General features: G+C 59.0%; 14 protein-coding genes. 1 reads left to right on the top strand and 13 read right to left on the bottom strand.

Features of this window, described 5'->3' with window-relative positions; genetic code table 11:
- Position 1 precedes the first annotated feature (1 nt).
- The 7 genes from AC13C8_RS06425 to AC13C8_RS06395 all read right to left on the bottom strand — a co-directional run bounded on the left by AC13C8_RS06425 (position 2) and on the right by AC13C8_RS06395 (position 7,146).
- Positions 2–1,189, bottom strand: coding sequence for a glycine C-acetyltransferase (locus tag AC13C8_RS06425; protein ID WP_482846772.1), 1,188 nt, complete (start codon positions 1,187–1,189; stop codon positions 2–4).
- 63 nt (positions 1,190–1,252) lie between these two features.
- Positions 1,253–1,840, bottom strand: coding sequence for a helix-turn-helix domain-containing protein (locus tag AC13C8_RS06420; RefSeq protein WP_482846771.1), 588 nt, complete (start codon positions 1,838–1,840; stop codon positions 1,253–1,255).
- 1,097 nt (positions 1,841–2,937) lie between these two features.
- Positions 2,938–4,437, bottom strand: coding sequence for a multicopper oxidase family protein (locus AC13C8_RS06415; protein WP_482846770.1), 1,500 nt, complete (start codon positions 4,435–4,437; stop codon positions 2,938–2,940).
- A gap of 106 nt (positions 4,438–4,543) precedes the next feature.
- Positions 4,544–5,974 (bottom strand): mercury(II) reductase, encoded by a 1,431-nt coding sequence (gene merA, locus AC13C8_RS06410; protein WP_482846769.1) that lies wholly within the window; start codon positions 5,972–5,974, stop codon positions 4,544–4,546.
- Positions 5,971–6,360, bottom strand: a complete 390-nt coding sequence (gene merF / locus AC13C8_RS06405) for a mercury resistance system transport protein MerF (RefSeq protein ID WP_091433114.1) — start codon at positions 6,358–6,360, stop codon at positions 5,971–5,973. The genes merA and merF overlap by 4 nt, the downstream gene beginning before the upstream one ends.
- A 57-nt stretch (positions 6,361–6,417) precedes the next feature.
- Positions 6,418–6,723 (bottom strand): heavy-metal-associated domain-containing protein, encoded by a 306-nt coding sequence (locus AC13C8_RS06400; protein WP_482846768.1) that lies wholly within the window; start codon positions 6,721–6,723, stop codon positions 6,418–6,420.
- Between the two features lie 15 nt (positions 6,724–6,738).
- Positions 6,739–7,146, bottom strand: coding sequence for a mercuric transporter MerT family protein (locus AC13C8_RS06395; RefSeq protein ID WP_091433120.1), 408 nt, complete (start codon positions 7,144–7,146; stop codon positions 6,739–6,741).
- A gap of 76 nt (positions 7,147–7,222) precedes the next feature.
- Between AC13C8_RS06395 and AC13C8_RS06390 the strand changes: the two genes are divergently transcribed.
- Positions 7,223–7,636 (top strand): MerR family transcriptional regulator, encoded by a 414-nt coding sequence (locus AC13C8_RS06390; protein WP_177179394.1) that lies wholly within the window; start codon positions 7,223–7,225, stop codon positions 7,634–7,636.
- 533 nt (positions 7,637–8,169) lie between these two features.
- Here the strand turns inward: AC13C8_RS06390 and AC13C8_RS06385 are convergent.
- The 6 genes from AC13C8_RS06385 to glgX form a co-directional block, all read right to left on the bottom strand.
- Positions 8,170–9,357 (bottom strand): cation:proton antiporter, encoded by a 1,188-nt coding sequence (locus AC13C8_RS06385; RefSeq protein ID WP_482846767.1) that lies wholly within the window; start codon positions 9,355–9,357, stop codon positions 8,170–8,172.
- Between the two features lie 522 nt (positions 9,358–9,879).
- A complete protein-coding gene (gene glgB, locus AC13C8_RS06380; protein WP_482846766.1) occupies positions 9,880–12,102 on the bottom strand; it encodes a 1,4-alpha-glucan branching protein GlgB in 2,223 nt (740 codons plus the stop codon).
- Complete coding sequence (locus tag AC13C8_RS06375) at positions 12,099–14,504, bottom strand: glycogen/starch/alpha-glucan phosphorylase (RefSeq protein WP_482846765.1); 2,406 nt, start codon at positions 14,502–14,504, stop codon at positions 12,099–12,101. Before AC13C8_RS06375 ends, glgB begins: the two co-directional genes overlap by 4 nt.
- Positions 14,505–14,550: 46 nt before the next feature.
- Positions 14,551–16,182: an alpha-D-glucose phosphate-specific phosphoglucomutase gene (locus tag AC13C8_RS06370; protein ID WP_482846764.1), complete on the bottom strand. Its 1,632-nt coding sequence runs from the start codon at positions 16,180–16,182 to the stop codon at positions 14,551–14,553.
- A complete protein-coding gene (gene malQ / locus AC13C8_RS06365; RefSeq protein ID WP_482846763.1) occupies positions 16,148–18,151 on the bottom strand; it encodes a 4-alpha-glucanotransferase in 2,004 nt (667 codons plus the stop codon). The genes AC13C8_RS06370 and malQ overlap by 35 nt, the downstream gene beginning before the upstream one ends.
- On the bottom strand, positions 18,148–19,982 hold a 1,835-nt coding region (glgX, locus tag AC13C8_RS06360), incomplete at its 5' end, for a glycogen debranching protein GlgX (protein ID WP_482846762.1). The genes malQ and glgX, both read right to left, overlap by 4 nt.

Raw genomic sequence — 19,982 nt, 5'->3', positions numbered from 1 at the left:
CTCATTCGATCACTCCCAGGTTGCGACCCACTTTGCCAAACGCGGCCAGCGCGCGGTCAAGCTGTTCGGTGGTCAATGCTGCGCTCATCTGGGTGCGGATGCGGGCCTTGCCATGCGGCACCACCGGGAAGAAAAAACCCGAGACATAGACACCTTCGTCAAACAACCCGGCGGCCATCTTCTGCGCCAGCGGGGCCTCGCCCAGCATCACCGGAATGATCGGATGTTCGCCCTCCAGCAGGTTGAAACCCAGCTTGCTCAGCCCGTCCCGCCAATAGCGCGCGTTCGCGTAAAGTCGCGCCCGCAGATCGGCACCCGCTTCGACCAGACGGATCGCCTCCAGACCTGCCGCGACAATCGACGGCGGCAAGGCGTTCGAGAATAGGTAAGGCCGCGCGCGTTGACGCAACAGGTCGATCACCGGTTGCGGTCCGGCGATGTAACCGCCAAGCGCCCCGCCCAGTGCCTTGCCCAATGTGCCGGTCAGAATATCAACATCGATTCCGAAATGATCCGGCGTCCCTGCGCCCTTCGGTCCCATGAAACCGGTGGCGTGGCAGTCATCCACCATCACAACCGCGTCATATTCCTTTGCCAACCGGGTGATCTCCGGCAGGTTGGCCAGATAGCCATCCATCGAGAACACGCCGTCGGTGGCGATCATCACATGGCGCGCACCGCCTTCGCGCGCCTCTTTCAGCTTCGCCTCAAGATCGCCCATGTCGTTGTTGGCATAGCGAAAGCGTCGCGCCTTGCACAGCCGGATCCCGTCAATGATCGAGGCATGGTTCAGCGCATCCGAGACAATCGCGTCCTCCGGCCCCAGCAGCGGTTCAAACAACCCGCCGTTTGCGTCGAAACAGGCCGCGAACAGAATCGAGTCGTCCTTGCCCAAAAACGCCGCCAGCTTCTGTTCCAGCTCGCGGTGCAGGTCCTGCGTGCCACAAATGAACCGGACCGAGGCCATGCCAAAGCCCTTGTCCTCCATCACATCCCGCGCAGCCCGGATCAGGTCCGGGTGGTCGGCCAGCCCCAGATAGTTGTTGGCGCACAGGTTGATCACCTCGCGATTCCCCACAGTGATCTCGGCCCCCTGCGGCGAGGTGATCAGGCGCTCGCGTTTCATCAAGCCATCAGCCTCGATCCCGGCAAGCGTGGTTTTCAGATCTGCGATGAAACGGTCGGACATGAGACGACTCCTGTGATTTGCCTGATCTGGATACGATAGCGGATATTATTCCGCAATATAGGACTACTCGTTGTGATTACGCTCTGCGACTGGCTGCATACCCTTGACGACAAGAAACGCCCGTGCCTGCCCCTCTGCCTTTAGCCGATGCGGCACATCGGCCGCATATCGCGCAGTTTCACCCGTGTTCAACCGATCGGACGCATGCCCGCTGGTCACAGTCAGAACCCCTTCAATCACCGTCAGGTTCTCTTTCGTGCCGCAAGCATGTGGGGCAGAGTCGAGCATACCCCCATCGGCAAAGCGCAGCTCATACACCTCGTGGCGGCCCGCATCTTCGGGCGGGGACAGGATGCGGATCGTGCAGCCGTCACCATGGTTCTCGATGGTCGGCACTTCTTCGGCGCGCAGCAGCTCGATCCGGCTGCCCGCCTGGTCTTCCAACAGCCCCGCGAAATCCACCTGCAAGGCGCGGGTCAGGTTCCAGAGCGTCGACACCGTGGGCGAGCTTTCGCCCCGTTCGATCTGGCTGACCATGCTGCGCGACACGCCCGACAGCTTGGCCACCGCGTCCAGCGACAACCCCTGCGCTTGCCGCGCCTGCTTCAGGCGGGCGGAAAGACGAGAGAGGATCGAGTCTGGTTTTTCCATGTTCGGAGGGTAAGGCTGACTCGGATGGCCTTCCAGTGAAAAATTTGGTCATCAGACCGGTGCGCGGGCGTTCGTCACACATCCACCCTGGTTGCAATCGATCTGAATGCAAATGGGTTTTGTGATTTTGCATTTGACAGCGACGGCCCGCCAAACGGTCGAACGCCCGGGCAACCAACCGCGACGCGTGTTGGAAGGAAGGCCGCGCCCGAGGTTGCATTGATTCAGAAAAGACTGGTGTGCGGTATCAACTGACGTTCCCGGAGTGCTTTTCAATGTCAGTTTTCAGCTTTCTTGCTTCAAAACAGTAAACGGCACACTGTTTGGCGATGGACCCTCATAGCTGTGACAAGACACGCTGTGCCGCACGTCGGGAAAGTTAAGCGTCATGGACTATGCAGGAAGAACATCCACTCACGATGCGCACGGAAACCTGTTGGCAGCCATTAAGGTGAGGCTTGAGACACAGGGCATCAAGGAAGTGCGCTCTCTCTGCCGTTTGAAGCAGAACGGTTCGATGGCGCGTTCATGGTACATGTTGGGATGAACATCCAGGACAAGCAGACCCTGATGCGGGCGTGCGCGTGTTCTCAAACCCGGAGCGAAATTGGGCATCTCTGACATCATGAAGACCAATGATGAAAAGCTGATTTACCCCGTCCCTTGGGCAACCACGCCTGAGAAAAGCTGGTTGGCTGACCCAGAACACTACCCGAGCGCCGTTTGAAGGCAATGGATTTACCCTAGCAAAAGAAAACAATAGCCGTGAGTTTGCCATGGAGTTTTTCGGAAAAATGACGGCAGCAAGCGAAGCCGCAAATGGCCTTCCGCCTTTGGGCTTGCACGTTCTCATGCAGTAATCGAGCGTATAAAGGTCCCGAACATGGTTGCGAAGTTCGCTGCAAATCGAATTTCGCACATCAAGATGATTGCGGTAAAAGGCGAATGAATTCGACAGTCCTGGCGCGCTATTTGCTGGTGATTGACGTGATCGTTTTGAAGAACGGCGCAATTGCCGACATTCGCCGCACCTATGGCAGTCGAAATGGGCGGGCCGCCCCCGGCGTTGGTCGCGGCGGTGACAGCGGCCCAGATATTCAGACGTATTCGACCGTTGTCATCATCCCGGCCGCCATGTGGTACATATTGTGGCAATGCAGCGGCCATTCACCAGGGTTGTTGGCATCAAAAGCGATCGTGACGCTTTCCATCGCCGGGACCAGCACGGTGTCGCGCATCGCCCCGGACAATCTGGCGCGCCCCAGGCCGACAACCTGAAAATGATGGCCGTGCAAATGCATGGGGTGTGACATCATCGTCTGGTTACGCATTGTGATTTCAACCCGCTGACCGGCGACAACCTCGACCGGATCGCGATCCGCGAATGACTTGCCGGAAATGCCCCAAGTGTAACTGCTCATGTCGCCGGTCAGATCAATGGTCAAGGCGGCGTCCGCGGATTTTGGCTTCAGGCCGTCTGTTGCAAGCAACTGGCGTTCAAGATCAAGCAGAACGGGCGGAGCGGTCACATCGGCTGTATCGGAAATGCGGTCGATCTTTGCGGACGCCGACGCCAGAACGATGCCGGTGCGATCCTTGCCGCCTTCAAGTTGGGCAAGGATCGGGTAAGCACCGCCATTCACGGGAATCGAGACGTCGATATCCAGCCGTTGCGCCATTGCGATTTCAAACCGGGTGCCCCCAATCGGTGAGATATCCATGCCGTCGACCGCCACAAGCCGCCCGGGCAAGTTGCCGGTGTCGATCCAGAAATTGCTGGACGAGCCAGCGTTGATGATCCTCAACCGGACCTGACTGTTCTTCTCGACCTGCACGATCTCGGGATCGGACAGATCGCGGTCGTTCGCGAGAAAGGCGTCGAACCCGACATCGTTCAGATCCATCGGCATCCCGGCCATGGTCATTCCGCTGCCATCCATCCCTTGCATGTTACCCATGTCCATATTGCTATGGTCCATCCCGGCCATGCTGCCATTCCCGCCGCGGACCATTCCCATATTCATCGCAGCTGCACCGGACCCGATCAAAGCCATTGGTTCCGCTTTCAGTCCTGCCAGAATTTCCTCGGGCGCGGTAAAGCTGAAATCATGCAGCAAGATAGTTACCGCTTGTCGGTCGGCCGACGCATCTTCTGCCGTCTCCACAATCAAGGGGGCGGCCAGAAGCTGTGCCTCCTGCAAGCCAAAATGCGAGTGCATCCAGTGGGTGCCGGGCCTTTTCAAATCGAAAAGGTAGTCGTGCATGCCGCCTGTCGCGATGGGCACCTGAGAAACGTTGCTTCCGTCAAAGGCGACCGGTGGCGTCAGACCGTGCCAGTGAATGACGGTCGGATCAGCAAGCGTATTCAAGACCCGCACATCAAAAGGTGCCCCGACAGGTAGAACCAGTCCGGTTTCCCCAGCGTCGTTCGTGATGCCATAGACAGTCGCGGCCCGCCCCCGAATGTCCAGCGTGCGGGTGCCGACGGTCAGAGTGTGTTGCGGGGTGCTCTGGGCAGAACTGCGCATCGGCAACGCCAATGTTCCACCAAGGGCGGCAGCCCCTTTCAGAAGCGTTCGTCGGGAAATATGCACCACTCGTTTTATCCTTGTCAGAAGATTTCTGTCGGCAAGATGACCAAGGCATGCGCCCAAGACGATCAGGGCCAGACCTCGCCTATAAATCCTTCCTTGTTTCGATTCGTCATCCGGCGCAACAACTGAGCTTGGCCACGTCCACCTCGAAGCTCTGAGCGGCAAGTTTCAGCCCCTCTACGGTGGTCAGATAGGGAAAGATCGTGCCGCCCAATGCCCGGGCCGTCATGCCGAACTTCAGCGCCATGACCAGTGTCTGGATAGTGTCCGATCCTTCGGGTGCAGTGATCTGGCCACCCAGCAACCTGTCAGTTTTCCTGTCCGCCACCAGCTTGATCAAACCACGCGTATCACGGGCGGCCAGTGCGCGCGGCACCTGGTCCAGCGGCACGATAGAGGTCTTGACCTCGAACCCGGCATCCCGCGCCTGTTGCTCGCTCAGACCGACCCCCGCAACCTGCGGGTCACAGAACACGACCCAGGGCATGACGGAGTTGTCATATCGCCTGTCCTCGTTCAGAACCGCGTTGCGCGCGGCCAGCTTGGCCCCATAAGCTGCCATGTAAACAAACTGGTCGCGGTCGGTCACGTCGCCCGCCGCATAGATGCCGGGCACTGTGGTTTGCATGTCGTCGCCGATGACAATGGACCCGCGTGCGTCGGTCTCCACGCCGATCTCTTCCAGACCCATACCGTCGGTATTGGCGCGCCTGCCAGCGGTCGAGACAAGACGATCCGCTGTCACCTCGACAGGTTCGCCGCTCTGCATGACCCGCAAGGTCACGCCCGCTGCATCACGGCGCACGCTCTGATAGCTTAGTCCTGACAGCAGGGTGATTCCCTCGCCCTCGAAGGCATCCGCCAATTCCGCAGACACTTCCGGTTCGGCACCGGACAGCAAATGTGACCGTGTCACCAGCGTGACCTTCACACCCATTCTGCTCATCATCTGCGCAAGTTCCGCGCCGATGTAGCCCGCCCCGATAAAAATCAGGCTTTCCGGAAGGGTTTCAAGCTCCAGCAGGCTGGTGCTGTCGAGCACGCCGATATCCTCGATCCCGTCAATCGTCGGCAGAACCGGATGACCTCCGGTCGCGATGATCAGTTTCGGTGCGGTTAGAATGCGACCGCCGACGATAGCGCCACCCTCGGTCAACCGCGCCGGACCGGTGTCGATATAATCCACACCCGCGTGTTCCGGCAGTAAGTCGGCGTATTTCTTCTGGCGCAGACTCGCCACCAGATCTTCCTTGGACTGGATCAGCGTAGGCCAGTCATCGACTTGGGCGTGACCCGACAGGCCGGGAAACCGCTTGGCCGCATGTGCGCCATGGATCGCTTCCGCCGCGCGGATCATCGCCTTGGACGGCACGCATCCGACGTTCACGCAAGTGCCACCGATGGTGCCATGCCCGACCAGCGCGACCCGCTTTCCCGCGTCCGCCGCCGTGATCGACGCGGAAAAGCCCGCCGATCCGGCCCCGATGACGATCAGGTCGTAACCGTCGTGTCCGTCGGCATTCTTGTCGATATCTTTCATTTCAGCAAATCTCCTGCCGGTTTCGTTCGGTTGAGAAAAAAGGCGTATGCGCCGACAGCCAATACCGCGCCGACGGTGATGCGTAGGGCAAAGCGGAAGTCGATCCAGATGATGATCGCGGACAGCGCAGCGGCAATCAAAGTCGCCCAGAGTTTTGGGCTTGGTCCAAATTGCCCTGCCCGCAGCCAAAGCCCCTGCGCTACGACGGCGAGGCAGAAGAACAATAGCGGGAACAGTGCATAGTCCAGCCAGCCGGTGAGGGCAGACAGGCCGACACCTGCGACGACAATGACCAGAAGAGGGGTGAAGCAGCACACGGCGGCAAAAATCGTGCCGCCCAGCCCCCATTTCAGCAAACGGTCGGGGTTTTTATCTGTTTGTGTCAAAAGGCGTTCTTTCGTTCTGTGCGATTTCGGCGTGAGAAGTTGCAGCCCGGCACTTTGTCACGACGCAGGGTCGGGCAGCAGTTCGGCGGGATAGCCATTCGCCGTCACGGCCTCGATGATGCTTTCAACAGTGGCTTCGGTATCATCGAAGGTGACGCTGTAGACGCCACGATCATCCTCGGGGCCTTCCACGAAATCGTTGATCTGGACCGATGGAACACTACGCAAGGAACTGGCGACAATGAAAGAGCATGAAGGACAGGTCAGCTCGCTGACGGCGATCTCGACTGTGCGCTCCTCTGCGAGGGCTGTCGAACCAAACGCGGCCACGACCAGTGCCGTTGATAGAATGATGCGTTTCATGATTTTGATCCTTGCTCAGAATGTCAGGATGAAGGGCGTGAGGTAGGGAAAGATCATCGCCACAAAGACGAGTGCAGCCGCAACCCAAAGGGTTGCACGCATGGCTTTGCGGGTGATCGGGCGGGCGCAGGTTCCGTCCGCGCAGGCTCCTGTGGTCACAGGCTTATAGGCCTTGTAAAACCCATATCCAAGGAACGCGGAACTAAGCGCGAAAGTATACCACTTATAGGCATAAAGCGCACCAAGCTGCGCGATGAAAACACCGGTCACACCGAAGCTTACCAGCACCAGCGGCAGAATGCAGCACGAGGTCATCGCCAACGCGCCAAGAACACCGACGCCGGTCGCGCCCCACCCTGTCGCCGCATCATCGCCAATCTGGCGTGTCTGGTCGGGTGTCTGTGTCGTGACGCTCTGTCCCATAGTATCGCCCTTGTTCTGTTAACTCCTCCGTTGTAAGGTCTGTAGTTGATACAGGCTCAAGGGATATCTGCGAAGTATGGATAACAGAGGCGTGAAAGCCCTGCGGCGGGTCGATCTGGCGCGTGCCACGGGCTGTAATCTTGAAACCATCCGCTATTACGAGAGGGTCGGCATCATGCCAGACCCGCCCCGCACTGCAAACGGGTATCGCAGCTATGATGATGCCCATGTCAAACGGTTGAAATTTGTCATACGGTCCCGTGACCTCGGTTTTTCACTGGAAGAGATCCGGGGATTGCTTGGATTGGTCGATGACCAAAGTCAGACCTGCGGCGAAGTCCAGACCGTCGCCAAGGCGCACCTTGAAGATGTGAAGGCAAAAATTGCCGATCTCGTGCGAATTGAACGTGTCCTGTCTGAAACTGTCGCCCGATGCACGGGGGATGACGCCCCGGAATGTGCGGTTATCGATGCACTTCTGGACCCATAGGTTTCGGTGACAGCGGATATGACGTTCTGCCATGACATTCGCGGTAATGACCTCGTTGAACGTGGTTCGGGATTTGTCTAGAAATACCAGCGCAGCGCTGGCGCGGGCCTGTTGGACAGCATGGCAACCACGATTATCCGCAGGCCAATGGCTCTGACTGGAATGGTTTTGACAAAGCGATGGGCCGCCGATTTGGCGCAGGGGTCGATCCGCGCAGGCATCTCGGGTGCGAAGCGGACCAAGCCAGCGGACAGCACAGTCTGCGCCGCATTTCGGAACAACCGGAGCGAAGCCCTTTGTTGGTCGGGCCACGAAAAGAAAATGACGCAGCCGGGCTCTGAATGCGGCTGAACCAGCTTTTCGGGACCCGGGCCATGACCTTACCAGCGTCGAGGACATCGCCCGGTGGGTGGGATTGACCCTCCGCAACACATGTTGCACCGCAGCTCCAGCGGTTTACGTGATGTCGTTTGTGGCCACACCATGCCCTTGAACTTGCCCGCCCGGACGGTGCGGGAACCGTATCGCGGGCGTCACCGGTCTTGTTCCGCGCGTTCGACGTGGCGTAGCGCCACAAGCGTAGCAAGAGGACCGACGATTTCAAAAAAGACAGTGGCCGAAATGGTCAGCGTCATGATTGCCGCCGCCCAATCGGGAAACGATTCAGCAGCCACCAGCGCCATTCCGACGGCGACCCCTGCCTGCGGCAACAGCGCCGGCCCATAGATATGCAGCTGCGCGCGTGGCACGCCGCCAATACGGGCACCGATTGCACCACTTGCAAGCCGGGCGGCGATACGAAGACCGACATAGGCCAGGCTGATCCAGCCAAGCGCCCAAAGTGCACCCAATTCAAGCGACGCCCCGGCAAACAGGAAGAAAAGCAGCATGAAGGGCCATTCTATATATTCGATCTCGTGAAAGGCATGATCGTGATGGCGCGCGAAATTGGCGATCATCGCGCCGGCAGTCATCCCAGCCACAAGGAACGAGACTTCCAGCCAGATCGCAACGCCCGCCGTCAGAAGAACGACGCCAATCGCCTCGGTCTGAAGCGGTTCGCCCTGTTTCAGGCGTCCGGTCAGGAACGCGGAGGGGATGCCGACACCGATACCAAGCAAGATGCCGCCTCCGATGTCGCGACCAGCCCCCAACAGTGGCGCAGCCCAACTGCCGGACTGGTCTATGAGTGCAAGGCAAAGGCTGAACACCAGCAGCCCCCAGACATCGTCGATAGCGACGATGCCGCTGAGGGTTTCAGTAAACCCGTTGCGCAGGCCCGACTGGCGGATGACATCCGAAATTGCTGCCGGATCCGTCGCCGTGGCAATCGCGCCGAGCAGAAGCGCCAGGCCGGGGTCGAGGCCCAGCATCGTGAGGCCGCCCCAGACGATGACAGTCGTGCCGACCACGATACTAAGAGAAATCGAGGAAATGGCACGACCATGACGCGACAAGTTTTTGCGTGTCAATTCCCCGCCAAGCAGGAACGCAACCATCGTCAAGGCGACGACAGAAATCGGTTCGAACAACTCGGTGACAGAGGTGGGCAGCAAGTTCAGACCGGACGGACCGACAAGAAGACCGAGAAGCAAAAGCATCGTAACACGCGGCAACCGTGTGAGGTGGCCAACCTTATCTGCCAGCAAGCTGCCAAGAAAGATCAGGCCAAGCGTAATAAGAAATAGCGCCTGTTCCATCGCGTGCGGTTCCTGTGTCAAGCTGTGCCATTGGCCGGCACCGGGTCACTTTGAAACTCTCTCGTGCGGGCCGGGTTTCTTGGGTGCCTACTTATTCACGTCGATGATAGCAACCAGATCAGAAATATCCCAGAGGCGGTCAGTCAGGCCAGCGCAGCCAGCCAGGGCTCCGTTAGTTGAGGTCTCCACCCTGTCAGGCTGCGCTAATGTCACATCCCGGGGTGACGCTTCTGCTTTGCACAAACAGTGACATTTCTACTTGGTTGCAACTGTTCACATCGCCACCAAACGCGCCCTTTACGGCGTCCAGATAGGCTTTGTGGCTACGCGCAGTGCAGGATCGGATGGAAGGCGCATGTGCAGCTCGCGGTGCAGTCTTGCGGCTTTCTCTCTGTCGAATGTCGGGATCGTGCATTCCCTTAAGATCAAAGTCCAAGGAAACCACTGAACCTGTCAAAATTGGCGGGGCCCACACGCACTTTCTACGAATTCGAACACCAAATCCTCGAAATGCCCGGCGAACCCTTTGGATGGAATTGCTGGTCAGTCAGCATCCAGGTCGCCCAGACGAAAGAAAAGCGCCGTGTTGCCGGGCAAATCAAAACCGATGGATTGGGTCTGTCCACTCCACGCGATGTCTTCGCTGTCGCAAGAAATCGGCCCATGTCCTGAACCGCCAAACGGGGTGTCGTTGCTGTTCAGGGCAACCTGCCATAGCCCAGCGTTGGGAACGCCCAGACGGTAGCCTTCGCGGGGCGCAGGGGTCATGTTGCAAACCACGATAACCGGATCTTCCCCGTCTTCACCTTGGCGCACCCAAGCATAGACGGACAGATCCGACTGATCGACTTCCAGCCAGTAAAACCCTGACGGATCACTATCGGTGGCATAGAGCGTGGGCGTCTCTCGATAGAAAGTGTTCAGCGCCTTGACCCAGGCTTGCACACCGCAATGCCAGTCGTGATCCAGCAGATGCCAGTCAAGCGACCGCTCGTGGTTCCATTCTGCGCCTTGGGCGAACTCCTGTCCCATGAACAGAAGCTTCTTGCCCGGGTGTCCCCACATGAACCCATAATAGGCGCGCAAACCGGCGAACTTGTCAAAACCGTCGCCCGGCATCTTGCTCAGCATCGACCCCTTGCCGTGGACCACCTCGTCATGGCTGATCGGCAGGATGAAGTTTTCCGAGAACGCGTAGGTCAGGCCAAAGGTCATCTGGTGATGGTGATGTGAACGATGGATCGGGTCACGGCCCATGTAATCCAGCGTGTCGTTCATCCAACCCATGTTCCACTTGAACCCAAAACCAAGCCCGCCCTGATCGACAGGTTTGCTGACACCGGGGAAGGATGTGCTTTCTTCGGCAGCCATCAGCACCCCGGCATCCGCGTCATAAACCAATTGGTTCGTGCGTTGCAGGAAGGCGATCGCCTCAAGGTTCTCGCGCCCGCCATGTTGGTTGGGGATCCACTCGCCGTCTTTGCGCGAATAATCGCGGTAGAGCATGGAGGCAACGGCATCGACGCGCAAACCGTCGATGTGGAATTCCTTGATCCAATAGAGCGCGTTGGCGCAGAGGAAGTTTTGAACCTCGCGGCGGCCATAGTTGTAAATCAGAGTGTTCCAGTCCTGATGGAAACCTTCGCGCGGGTCGGCGTGTTCGTAGAGCGCGGTGCCGTCGAAATTGCCCAGACCATGCGCGTCCGTCGGGAAGTGACCCGGCACCCAGTCCAGCAGCACGCCAAGTCCCGCAACGTGAGCGGCGTTGACGAATGCGCGGAACTCATCGGGTGTGCCAAAACGGATTGTCGGGGCGAAAAGCCCGATGGGCTGGTATCCCCAAGAGCCATCGAAGGGAAATTCCGAGATCGGCATAAGCTCGATATGGGTGAAACCCATGTCGCGCACATAATCGACCAGTTCCGAGGCGAATTCGAGATAGCTGAGCGGGCGATCACCGTCTTCAACCTTGCGACGCCACGAACCAAGATGCACCTCGTAAATCGACACCGGTTTGTCGTGGCGATTGCGGTCAGCGCGCGTGGTCATCCATTCTTCGTCGCTCCATGCGTAACCATTAAGGTCCCGCACGACCGAGGCTGTTGCCGGCGGATGTTCTGCACCAAACCCAACAGGGTCCGCTTTCAGCGGCTGAATGGTCCCTGCCCCGTCGCGAATTTCATATTTATAGACCGTGCCTTCACCCAGATCCGGAACAAAGATTTCCCAAATGCCGGTCGATCCGCGCGCGCGCATCACGTGCCGCCGACCATCCCATTGGTTGAACTCGCCAACGACAGAAACGCGGCTCGCGGCAGGTGCCCAGACTGCAAAATGCACACCAGCGGTTCCTTGATGGGTCATCGGATGCGCACCCATACGGTCCCAAAGCTGCAAATGCGCACCTTCCGCGATCAGGTATTCGTCCAGCTCGCCCAGAACGGGGCCAAAACGATAGGCGTCGTCTTGTTCCCACTCGGCTTCCCCACTGCGGGCGCGCAAACGATAGCTACCGGTCGCAACGTCTTTACGGACAAAACCGGAAAACAATCCGCGCCCGTCCAGCCGTTCCAGCGTGGCCTCGGGTTTGCCTGTCTTGCCGTCCAACACATCGACGCTCTGCGCGCCGGGCAAAAGCGCCGTGACGCTCCAGCGACGGCCATTCTTGTGTGGTCCAAGGACCGAGAACGGGTCGGACATCGTGCCTGTCAGCAACGCTTCCGCAGTGCTGGCATCAAAGGTCGGTGTGTAGGTCGCGGTGTTCATTTGTCGTCCTCCAACAGCGATGAGACGCCCCAGATATCATCGGCATAGCCCTGAATGGTGCGGTCCGATGAGAACCAGCCGGAATGCGCGGTGTTAAGGACCGCCATCCGCGCCCAGCCATCGCTGTCGGCGAAACCTTCATCAACCTTGCGCTGCGCGTCCCAATAGGCGTCGAAATCCGCGGCTACCATGAAATAGTCGTCGCGCAAGAGCTTTTCGAGAACGGGCCAGTGGCGCGTCGGATCACCGGGTGAGTAGAACCCGGTGCGGATTTGGTCGATCACCTCGCTCAGGATCGGGCTTTGGTCGATATAGTTCTGCGTGACATATCCTTCGCGCGCGCCCTCGACCTGATCCGCCGTCATGCCGAAGATGTAGATATTGTCGTCCCCGACACAATCGCGGATTTCGACATTCGCGCCGTCCAGCGTGCCGATTGTCACCGCTCCGTTCAGCGCAAACTTCATGTTGCCGGTGCCCGAGGCTTCCTTGCCTGCGGTCGAAATCTGTTCGGACAGGTCTGCGGCGGGGATCAGGATTTCCGCCATGGAAACGTTGTAATTGGGCGGATAGACCACCTTGAGCCGATCACCGATGACCGGGTCATTGTTGATCGACTTGGCAATGTCGTTGATCAGCCGAATGATATTCTTGGCGTCGATATAGGCGGGTGCCGCCTTGCCTCCGAAGAACTTGACGCGTGGGGTCCATGCCGCGCCGGGATCGCGGCGGATCGCATTGGCAAGGGCCGCCGTTTCCAGCGCGTTCATCAGTTGGCGCTTGTATTCGTGAATGCGCTTGATCTGGATGTCGAACATCGCGTCTGGCGCGATGTCGACCCCCAATTTGTCGGAAACCCAGTCCGTCAACCGCCGCTTGTTTTCCTGTTTCACCGCCATGAACCGCTGGCAGAAATCCGGGTCGTCGGCCAAGGGTGCAATCCGTTTCAACTGCTCCAGATCGCGCACCCATTCGGTGCCTATGGTGTCGTTCAACAGATTGCGCAGGCCGGGATTGCAGCCATGCACCCAACGACGCGGAGTCACACCATTTGTCTGGTTCAGGATACGGTCGGGATAGACCGCGTGCAGATCGCTGAAGACGGTCTGTTTCATCAAGTTCGTGTGCAGTGCCGACACCCCGTTGACCTTCCGCGCACAGGTGAAGGCAAGTGTCCCCATGTTGACCTTGCCGTTATCAACGATATGGGTGTTGACGCCCGTTTCGGACGCTTTCACATCGCGGGCCAATCGGTTGTCAATACGTTCGATCAGTTGCATGTGCCGGGGCAGGATTGCGCCCATCAAGGACACCTCCCATGCCTCCAGCGCTTCGGGCAAAAGCGTGTGGTTGGTATAGTGCAGCGTTCCCTGAGCGATGTCGAAAGCCGCGTCGAAGCCCAGTCCGTGAACGTCCATCAACTGTCGGATCAACTCAGGCCCCGCAATCGCGGGGTGAGTGTCGTTCATCTGGATGGCGACCTTTGACGGCAGTGCCCGTAAATCGCCGTTATGCGCCAGAAAGCGGCGCATCAGGTCTTGCAGAGAGGCCGAGGTGAAGAAAAACTCCTGCTTCAGGCGCAGCTCCTTTCCGATCTCGGTGCTGTCGTCGGGATAAAGCACACGAGAGATCGTTTCGGCCAAAACCTCGGGGGCGGCGGCCTGCATGTATTCCCCACGGTTGAACGGGTCCAGATCGAAGATTTGTCGGGGCTTGGCAGACCACAGGCGCAGCGTGTTGGTCCAGCTTGCGCGCCACCCCGGAACGGGCGTGTCATAGGCTTGTGCCATCACGATGTCGGACGGCGTCCAGACCGCGCTTTTGCCGTTCTCTGTGACCTGACCCCCAAACCCGATGTCATAAAGACATTCAGAGCGTTCAAATTCCCAGTTGTGCTGGTGGCGCAGCCAATCTTCGGCCATTTCCATCTGGCGGCCATCTTCGAAGGATTGCCGGAACAGACCATGCGCATAGCGAATGCCATAGCCGTGGGCCGGGATGCCAAGGCAGGACAGGCTGTCGAGAAAACAGGCGGCAAGCCGACCCAGCCCGCCATTGCCCAATGCGGCGTCGGGTTCATCCCCCACAACATCGACAAAATCCACATCGTAAGCCGCAAGCGCCTCTTTCGCTTCGTCCTCAAGGCCAAGGTTGTTCACCGCGTCTTCAAGGATACGGCCCAACAGGAATTCCATCGAAAGATAGTAGACCCGCTTGCGGTCCTTCGCGTAGGTTTGATGCGTTGCATCGAACCATGGCGTGATCAGCCTGTCACGGACGGCTCGGGACAGGGCCAGACGCCAATCGGTGATGGATGCGCTGTCCGGCGTCTTGCCCACGCTATGGGCAAGATGGAAGTCGATCGCGCTGGCAAGTGTGCCTGAGGCATCGAAGTCTTTCATGGTTTTTCCAGTCAAGGTCATGTTTGTTTCAGGCCTGCGCGATGCGTCATGTGATGACGTCTGCGCTGCTTCGGCCAGTGTGTTTGGTTATGTCTGCAAGGGTTTCCGCCGCTGCGATCACAGGGGCAAGGGCCGCCTGCACGTCCTGCGTATGATCCCCGCTGCGGTCGACGAAGCGTTCCAGATAGACGCGAAGCGTGGCCCCTTGGGTTCCAGTGCCGGAAAGGCGCATCACGACGCGAGAGCCATCGGTGAAACCGATGCGCACGCCCTGTGCCTCGGTCAGGCTTTGATCAATCGGATCACGGTAGGCAAAGTCATCGGCGGTGCTCACTTCCAATCCCGCGACCACCGTGCCGGGCAGGTCCGCCAGACGTCCGCGCAGCGCCGCCATCAGCGCCTCGGCAGCTTCCGTCGGGATTTCTTCGTAATCGTGGCGCGAGTAGTAGTTGCGCCCAAAGCTGCGCCAATGGTCACTTTGCAATTGGACAATATCGCGCCCGTCACGCGCCAGAATATTCAGCCAGAGAAGCACCGCCCAAAGCCCATCTTTCTCTCGAATATGGTTTGATCCGGTGCCGGCACTTTCTTCTCCGCACAGCGTGGCTTTGCCCGCGTCCAGAAGATTGCCGAAAAACTTCCATCCGGTCGGCGTTTCAAAGCAAGGGATGCCAAGACGCACGGCAACCAGATCGACCGCCTGACTTGTGGGCATGGAGCGTGCCACACCCGCAAGTTTGCCCGAATAAGCGGGGGCCAGATGCGCATAAGCTGTCAGCAAGGCAAGACTGTCGGACGGCGAAATGAATGTGCCCTTGCCCATGACCATGTTGCGGTCGCCATCGCCGTCCGAGGCAGCCCCGAAATCGGGTGCGTCATCGCCGTTCATGATCGCCACCAGCTCGCTGGCCCAAACCGGGTTCGGGTCGGGATGCCCGCCGCCAAAATCCGGCGACGGCACAGCGTTGATGACCGACCCTTTGGGCGCGCCCAACGTTCCTTCAAGGATGCGTGTGGCATAGGGGCCGGTGACCGCATGCATGGCGTCGAAACAGATACGAAAGCCGCCCGCAAAAAGAGTGCCGATTGCGTCGAAATCAAAGAGTTCCTGCATCAGCGTTTCATAGTCACCGACGGGATCAACAACGTCGATCCGACAATCGCCAACTGTGAAGGACCCTGCCCTGCCGATATCTTCAGGCTCTTGTTCGGCAATCTTGTATTCCGTGATCTCAAGCGTCTTGGCAAAGATCGCATCGGTGATCTTTTCGGGCGCTGGCCCCCCATTGGGGGCGTTGAACTTGATACCGAAATCGCCGTTCTCGCCGCCGGGATTGTGGCTGGCTGACAGGATGATCCCGCCATCGGTTTGGTATTTGCGGATCAGGTTTGACGCGGCGGGTGTGGACAAGATGCCGTCTTGCCCGACGATCAGACGCGCAGCTCCGTTGGCCGCGGCCATCCTGATGATCACGCCGATTGCCTGCGTGTTGAAGAACCGACCGTCACCGCCAATGACATAGGTCTTGCCCGCCGCGCCGCCCGTGCCGTCAAAAATGCACTGCACGAAGTTTTCCAGATATCCTGGCTCACGGAAAACAGCCGTTTTCTTGCGCAAACCGGATGTTCCGGGCTTTTGCCCCTTAATGGGCGTGGTCTGAACAGTCTTGAAGACCATCTTTTTTCTCCATTCTTCTGGGGTTCGACCGAGCCTGAGCGCGCATGTCTTCGGCAAGCCTTTTGAAAGCCTCCGACTTTGCGATCTCATCGACGGTGAAAGGGGCCTTCAGCCGCCAGTTCGGATAACTGTCGACCGTGCCCGGCAGGTTCTGTTGGGACGTGCGCCCCGCGATATCATCAAGCTGGATCGACACCATGCTGGCATTCGCGCGTGCCAGTTGACGATGAATTTCCGGCACCGGGTCCGAGGAGCCGAGTGTTTCGCGCGCACGTGTGCGATCCGCGCGGGTTTTTTCCAGCATCTGCGCATCAATGACGCCGAGCTGATGCCTTACGCGCGCGTCTTCAGCGCTGAAAAATCCGGCGACGGTGGGCGTGTCATGGGTCGCAAATCCACAAATCGCCAAGCGTCGTGTCTTTGCGGTATCAGTGAAACCACCGGTCGTCGTGCGCATATATTGCAGCACGTCCAGACCGTAGACACCCGAGGCAGAGAGCTTTTCGCGCAGCCCCTCGGGGACCAGACCCAGATCCTCGCCCACGACGATTGTATTGCTGCGCACACTTTCAATTGCCACAACCGCAAGAAGCGCGTCGAACGGATAGCTGACGTAAGTGCCCTCGGTCCCGCCATCGGGGATCCAGAAGCTGCGCATCAGGCCCAAAACATGGTCGATCCGGATCATGCCCGCGTGCCGCATGACGGACCGAAGCAGGCGTGCGAACCCGGCATACCCTTCAGCCCGGAGTTTCAGCGGCGATTGCGGCGCAAGGCCCCAGCTTTGACCAACGGGACCAAGAGGATCAGGCGGCGCACCAAGTGTGGCACCGGTGATCAAAGAGCTGTCCTTCACCCAAGTCTCTGCCCCGCCAAGACGCGGACCGACTGCGAGATCGAGGTAAAGACCAACGCGCATCCCGGCTTTGCATGCCCTGACCTGCGCGTCTGCAAGTTGCATGTCAGCCCGCCATTGCTCCCATTTGGTGCGGGCGATTTCTTCTTCATGGGTTGTTTCGAAAGCCGCGAGGGCATCCGCATCATGGTCGCGGTATGGCGCGGGCCAAGTGCGCCAATCTGCGCCAAAACTGGTGGACAGCGCTTCGAACAGAGCAAATTCGTGAAGGGCGGTCCCTGCCCGTTCAACATAGGTTTCAAAAGCGCGTCGCTGTGGCGCGCTGTCGGGAAGGTCACAAAAGCTGGCAAACTGATCTGCAAGCGCGTGCGCTGTGTTTCGCAATGCGGATGGGTAATCAACAAGTTCCGCATCGTCACCCCTGTGGCCGCCACCGACATCACAATGCCATATGTTCAAAAACCCACGATGGCTGGGGGAATACGGGCTGATCACATCGTCAGGCCGGACGTGTCCCATCGCATGCACGGGGTTGATACCCACAAAGTCCGCGCCATGCGCCGCCATCGCAGCGGCATAGTCACCAAGCAATCCATAGCTTCCAATCTGCGCGGTATCTCCGTCGGTCAGACCATAGAGCGGTGCCAGCACACCCCAGATGCGCCGTTCGGCGATATGATCTTCCAGCCGAACAGCACCGACCGGACGAGCCAGAACCCATGTGGTGAAATCGCGCACACCAGAACGTAAGCGCAAGCGATGGATGCCCAGTGGCAGGCCGGGAAGCGAAATCCTGTTCGTCGGCTGCCCTTGGGCAAGCGTTTCACCGGTGCCTTCGGCCTCAAGCTTCCATTCCGCAGGTTGGGTCAACGTCAGCGCACAAGCCTCGCCGGCGTCGACGACAACTTCAGGCGGCAACGGCTGTGCGGCGTCTTCGGTCTGCATTTGCTGCAACAGCACCTGCGCATCCGTATCCGAGCAGACATCCAACTGCATCGCCTGCAACACTGCGATCTGAGTGTCGCGCGGCACCAAGATCGTCTGGCCATCAAACCCGCGATAGTGCCCGTGCACGCCGACATGGGTGCAAAGCTGGGATATCCAGTCTGTCATGCTGTGACCTGCGTGCCGACAAAGACCACCAGAGAATGGGCAGCAACCGGCTGCCTGTGACGTTCGGTGACGATTGCGGCGGGAACGGTGGGGGCGGCAGTGTCCAGCACACGTTCCCATTGTTGCTCTGAACCCGGATCAGGCAGCATCGCACATTTGTCGCTTGCCCCGCCATTCACCACGATCACAACCATACCCGACTGTGACAGCGTGCTTTCCACGCCGCCACGGATAAGCAGACAAAATCCGTCAAGCGAGGAATCGCGCCAGTTCAACGCGCCACCCTTCAAACTGTACCAAGCGACATCCGGCAGCTCATCTTGCCGCAAACGCCCGTGCAGGTAATGGCCCTGTCGCAAAACCGTGTTGTCCCGGCGCAACGCAATCAGGCGCTTGGCAAAGTCCAGAAGGCCGCTGTCAGCGTCTGCCCAATTGATCCAACTGGTTTCATTGTCCTGACAATAGGTGTTGTTGTTTCCACGCTGCGTGCGCCCCAGTTCGTCCCCGGCCAGAAGCATGGGCGTTCCTTGGGACAGGAAAACCGTCGCCAAAAGATTGCGCGCCCGCTGCGCGCGGCGGGCCAGGATAGCGGCGTCCCGCGTATCACCCTCGACACCGCAATTGTCGGACAGGTTATGCCCATGGCCATCGGCGTTGCTTTCGCCGTTGGCTTCGTTGTGCTTTTCGCGATAGCGGGTCACATCGGCCAGCGTGAAACCGTCATGGGCGGCGACGAAATTGATCGAACTGTAAGGCTTGCGCCCGGAGTGATCGAATATCGATGCCGTGCCCAGCAAATTGCCCGCCAGTTCCCGCGCCGCATGTGCGTCGCCACGCCAGAATTTGCGTGTGGTATCGCGGAACCTGTCGTTCCATTCACCCCAATCGGCGGGAAACCCACCAAGCTGGTAGCCCCCGGGGCCGATATCCCATGGCTCTGCAATCATCTTGCACCGGCTCAGGACCGGGTCCTGACGGATTGCATCAAAGAATCCGCCGCGCAAATCAAAGCCATGCTGTTCGCGCCCCAACGTCGTGGCAAGATCGAACCGGAACCCGTCGATCCCCATGACTGTCACCCAATATCGCAGGGAATCCAGAACCATACGCAGAACATAAGGATGATGGACCGCCACGGTGTTTCCGCAGCCGGTATCGTTCACATAGTACCGGGCATGACTGGCCTGAAGCGCATAGTAAGCTGCGTTGTCCAACCCGCGAAAAGACAGGGTCGGCCCGCGATGATCACCTTCGGCGGTGTGATTGAAGACGACATCCAGAATGACCTCGATGCCCGCGGCATGAAGCCGGTCGACGGCATCACGGAACCCATCTACACCGTTCGGCCCGAGATAGCGGGGTTCAAGGGCAAAAAAGCCAAGGCTGTTATAGCCCCAATAATTCGTCAGCCCGCGCTCGACCAGGAAACCATCGTCGAGAAACGCGTGCACCGGCAACAGCTCCAGCGCGGTTACACCCAGATCGCTGAGATGTGCGATGATGGCATCACACCCAAGCGCCTCGTAGGTGCCACGCAGGTTTTCCGGCACATCGGGATGAAGTTGGGTCAGGCCTTTGACATGGGCCTCGTAAATGACGGTTTCCGACCACGATCTGCGCGGGGCTGGCGTTCCGCTCCACGGCATGTCGGGTTCCGGCACGATGGATTTGGGAACAAAGGCGGCGCTGTCTACCTGGCTTGGCCCAGCGTCGCGTTCAGGCATCGCAATGTCATAACCCAATGTTTCCTTGGCTGCACGCCACTCACCATGAAACGCGCGGGCATAGGGATCAGCAAGCAGTTTCTTCGGATTGAAACGGTGGCCCCGAT

Source organism: Aliiroseovarius sp. B-4, from assembly GCF_056857795.1.
The sequence above is the reverse complement of the archived record's forward strand: the minus strand, read 5'-3'. Positions and strand labels throughout refer to the sequence as shown.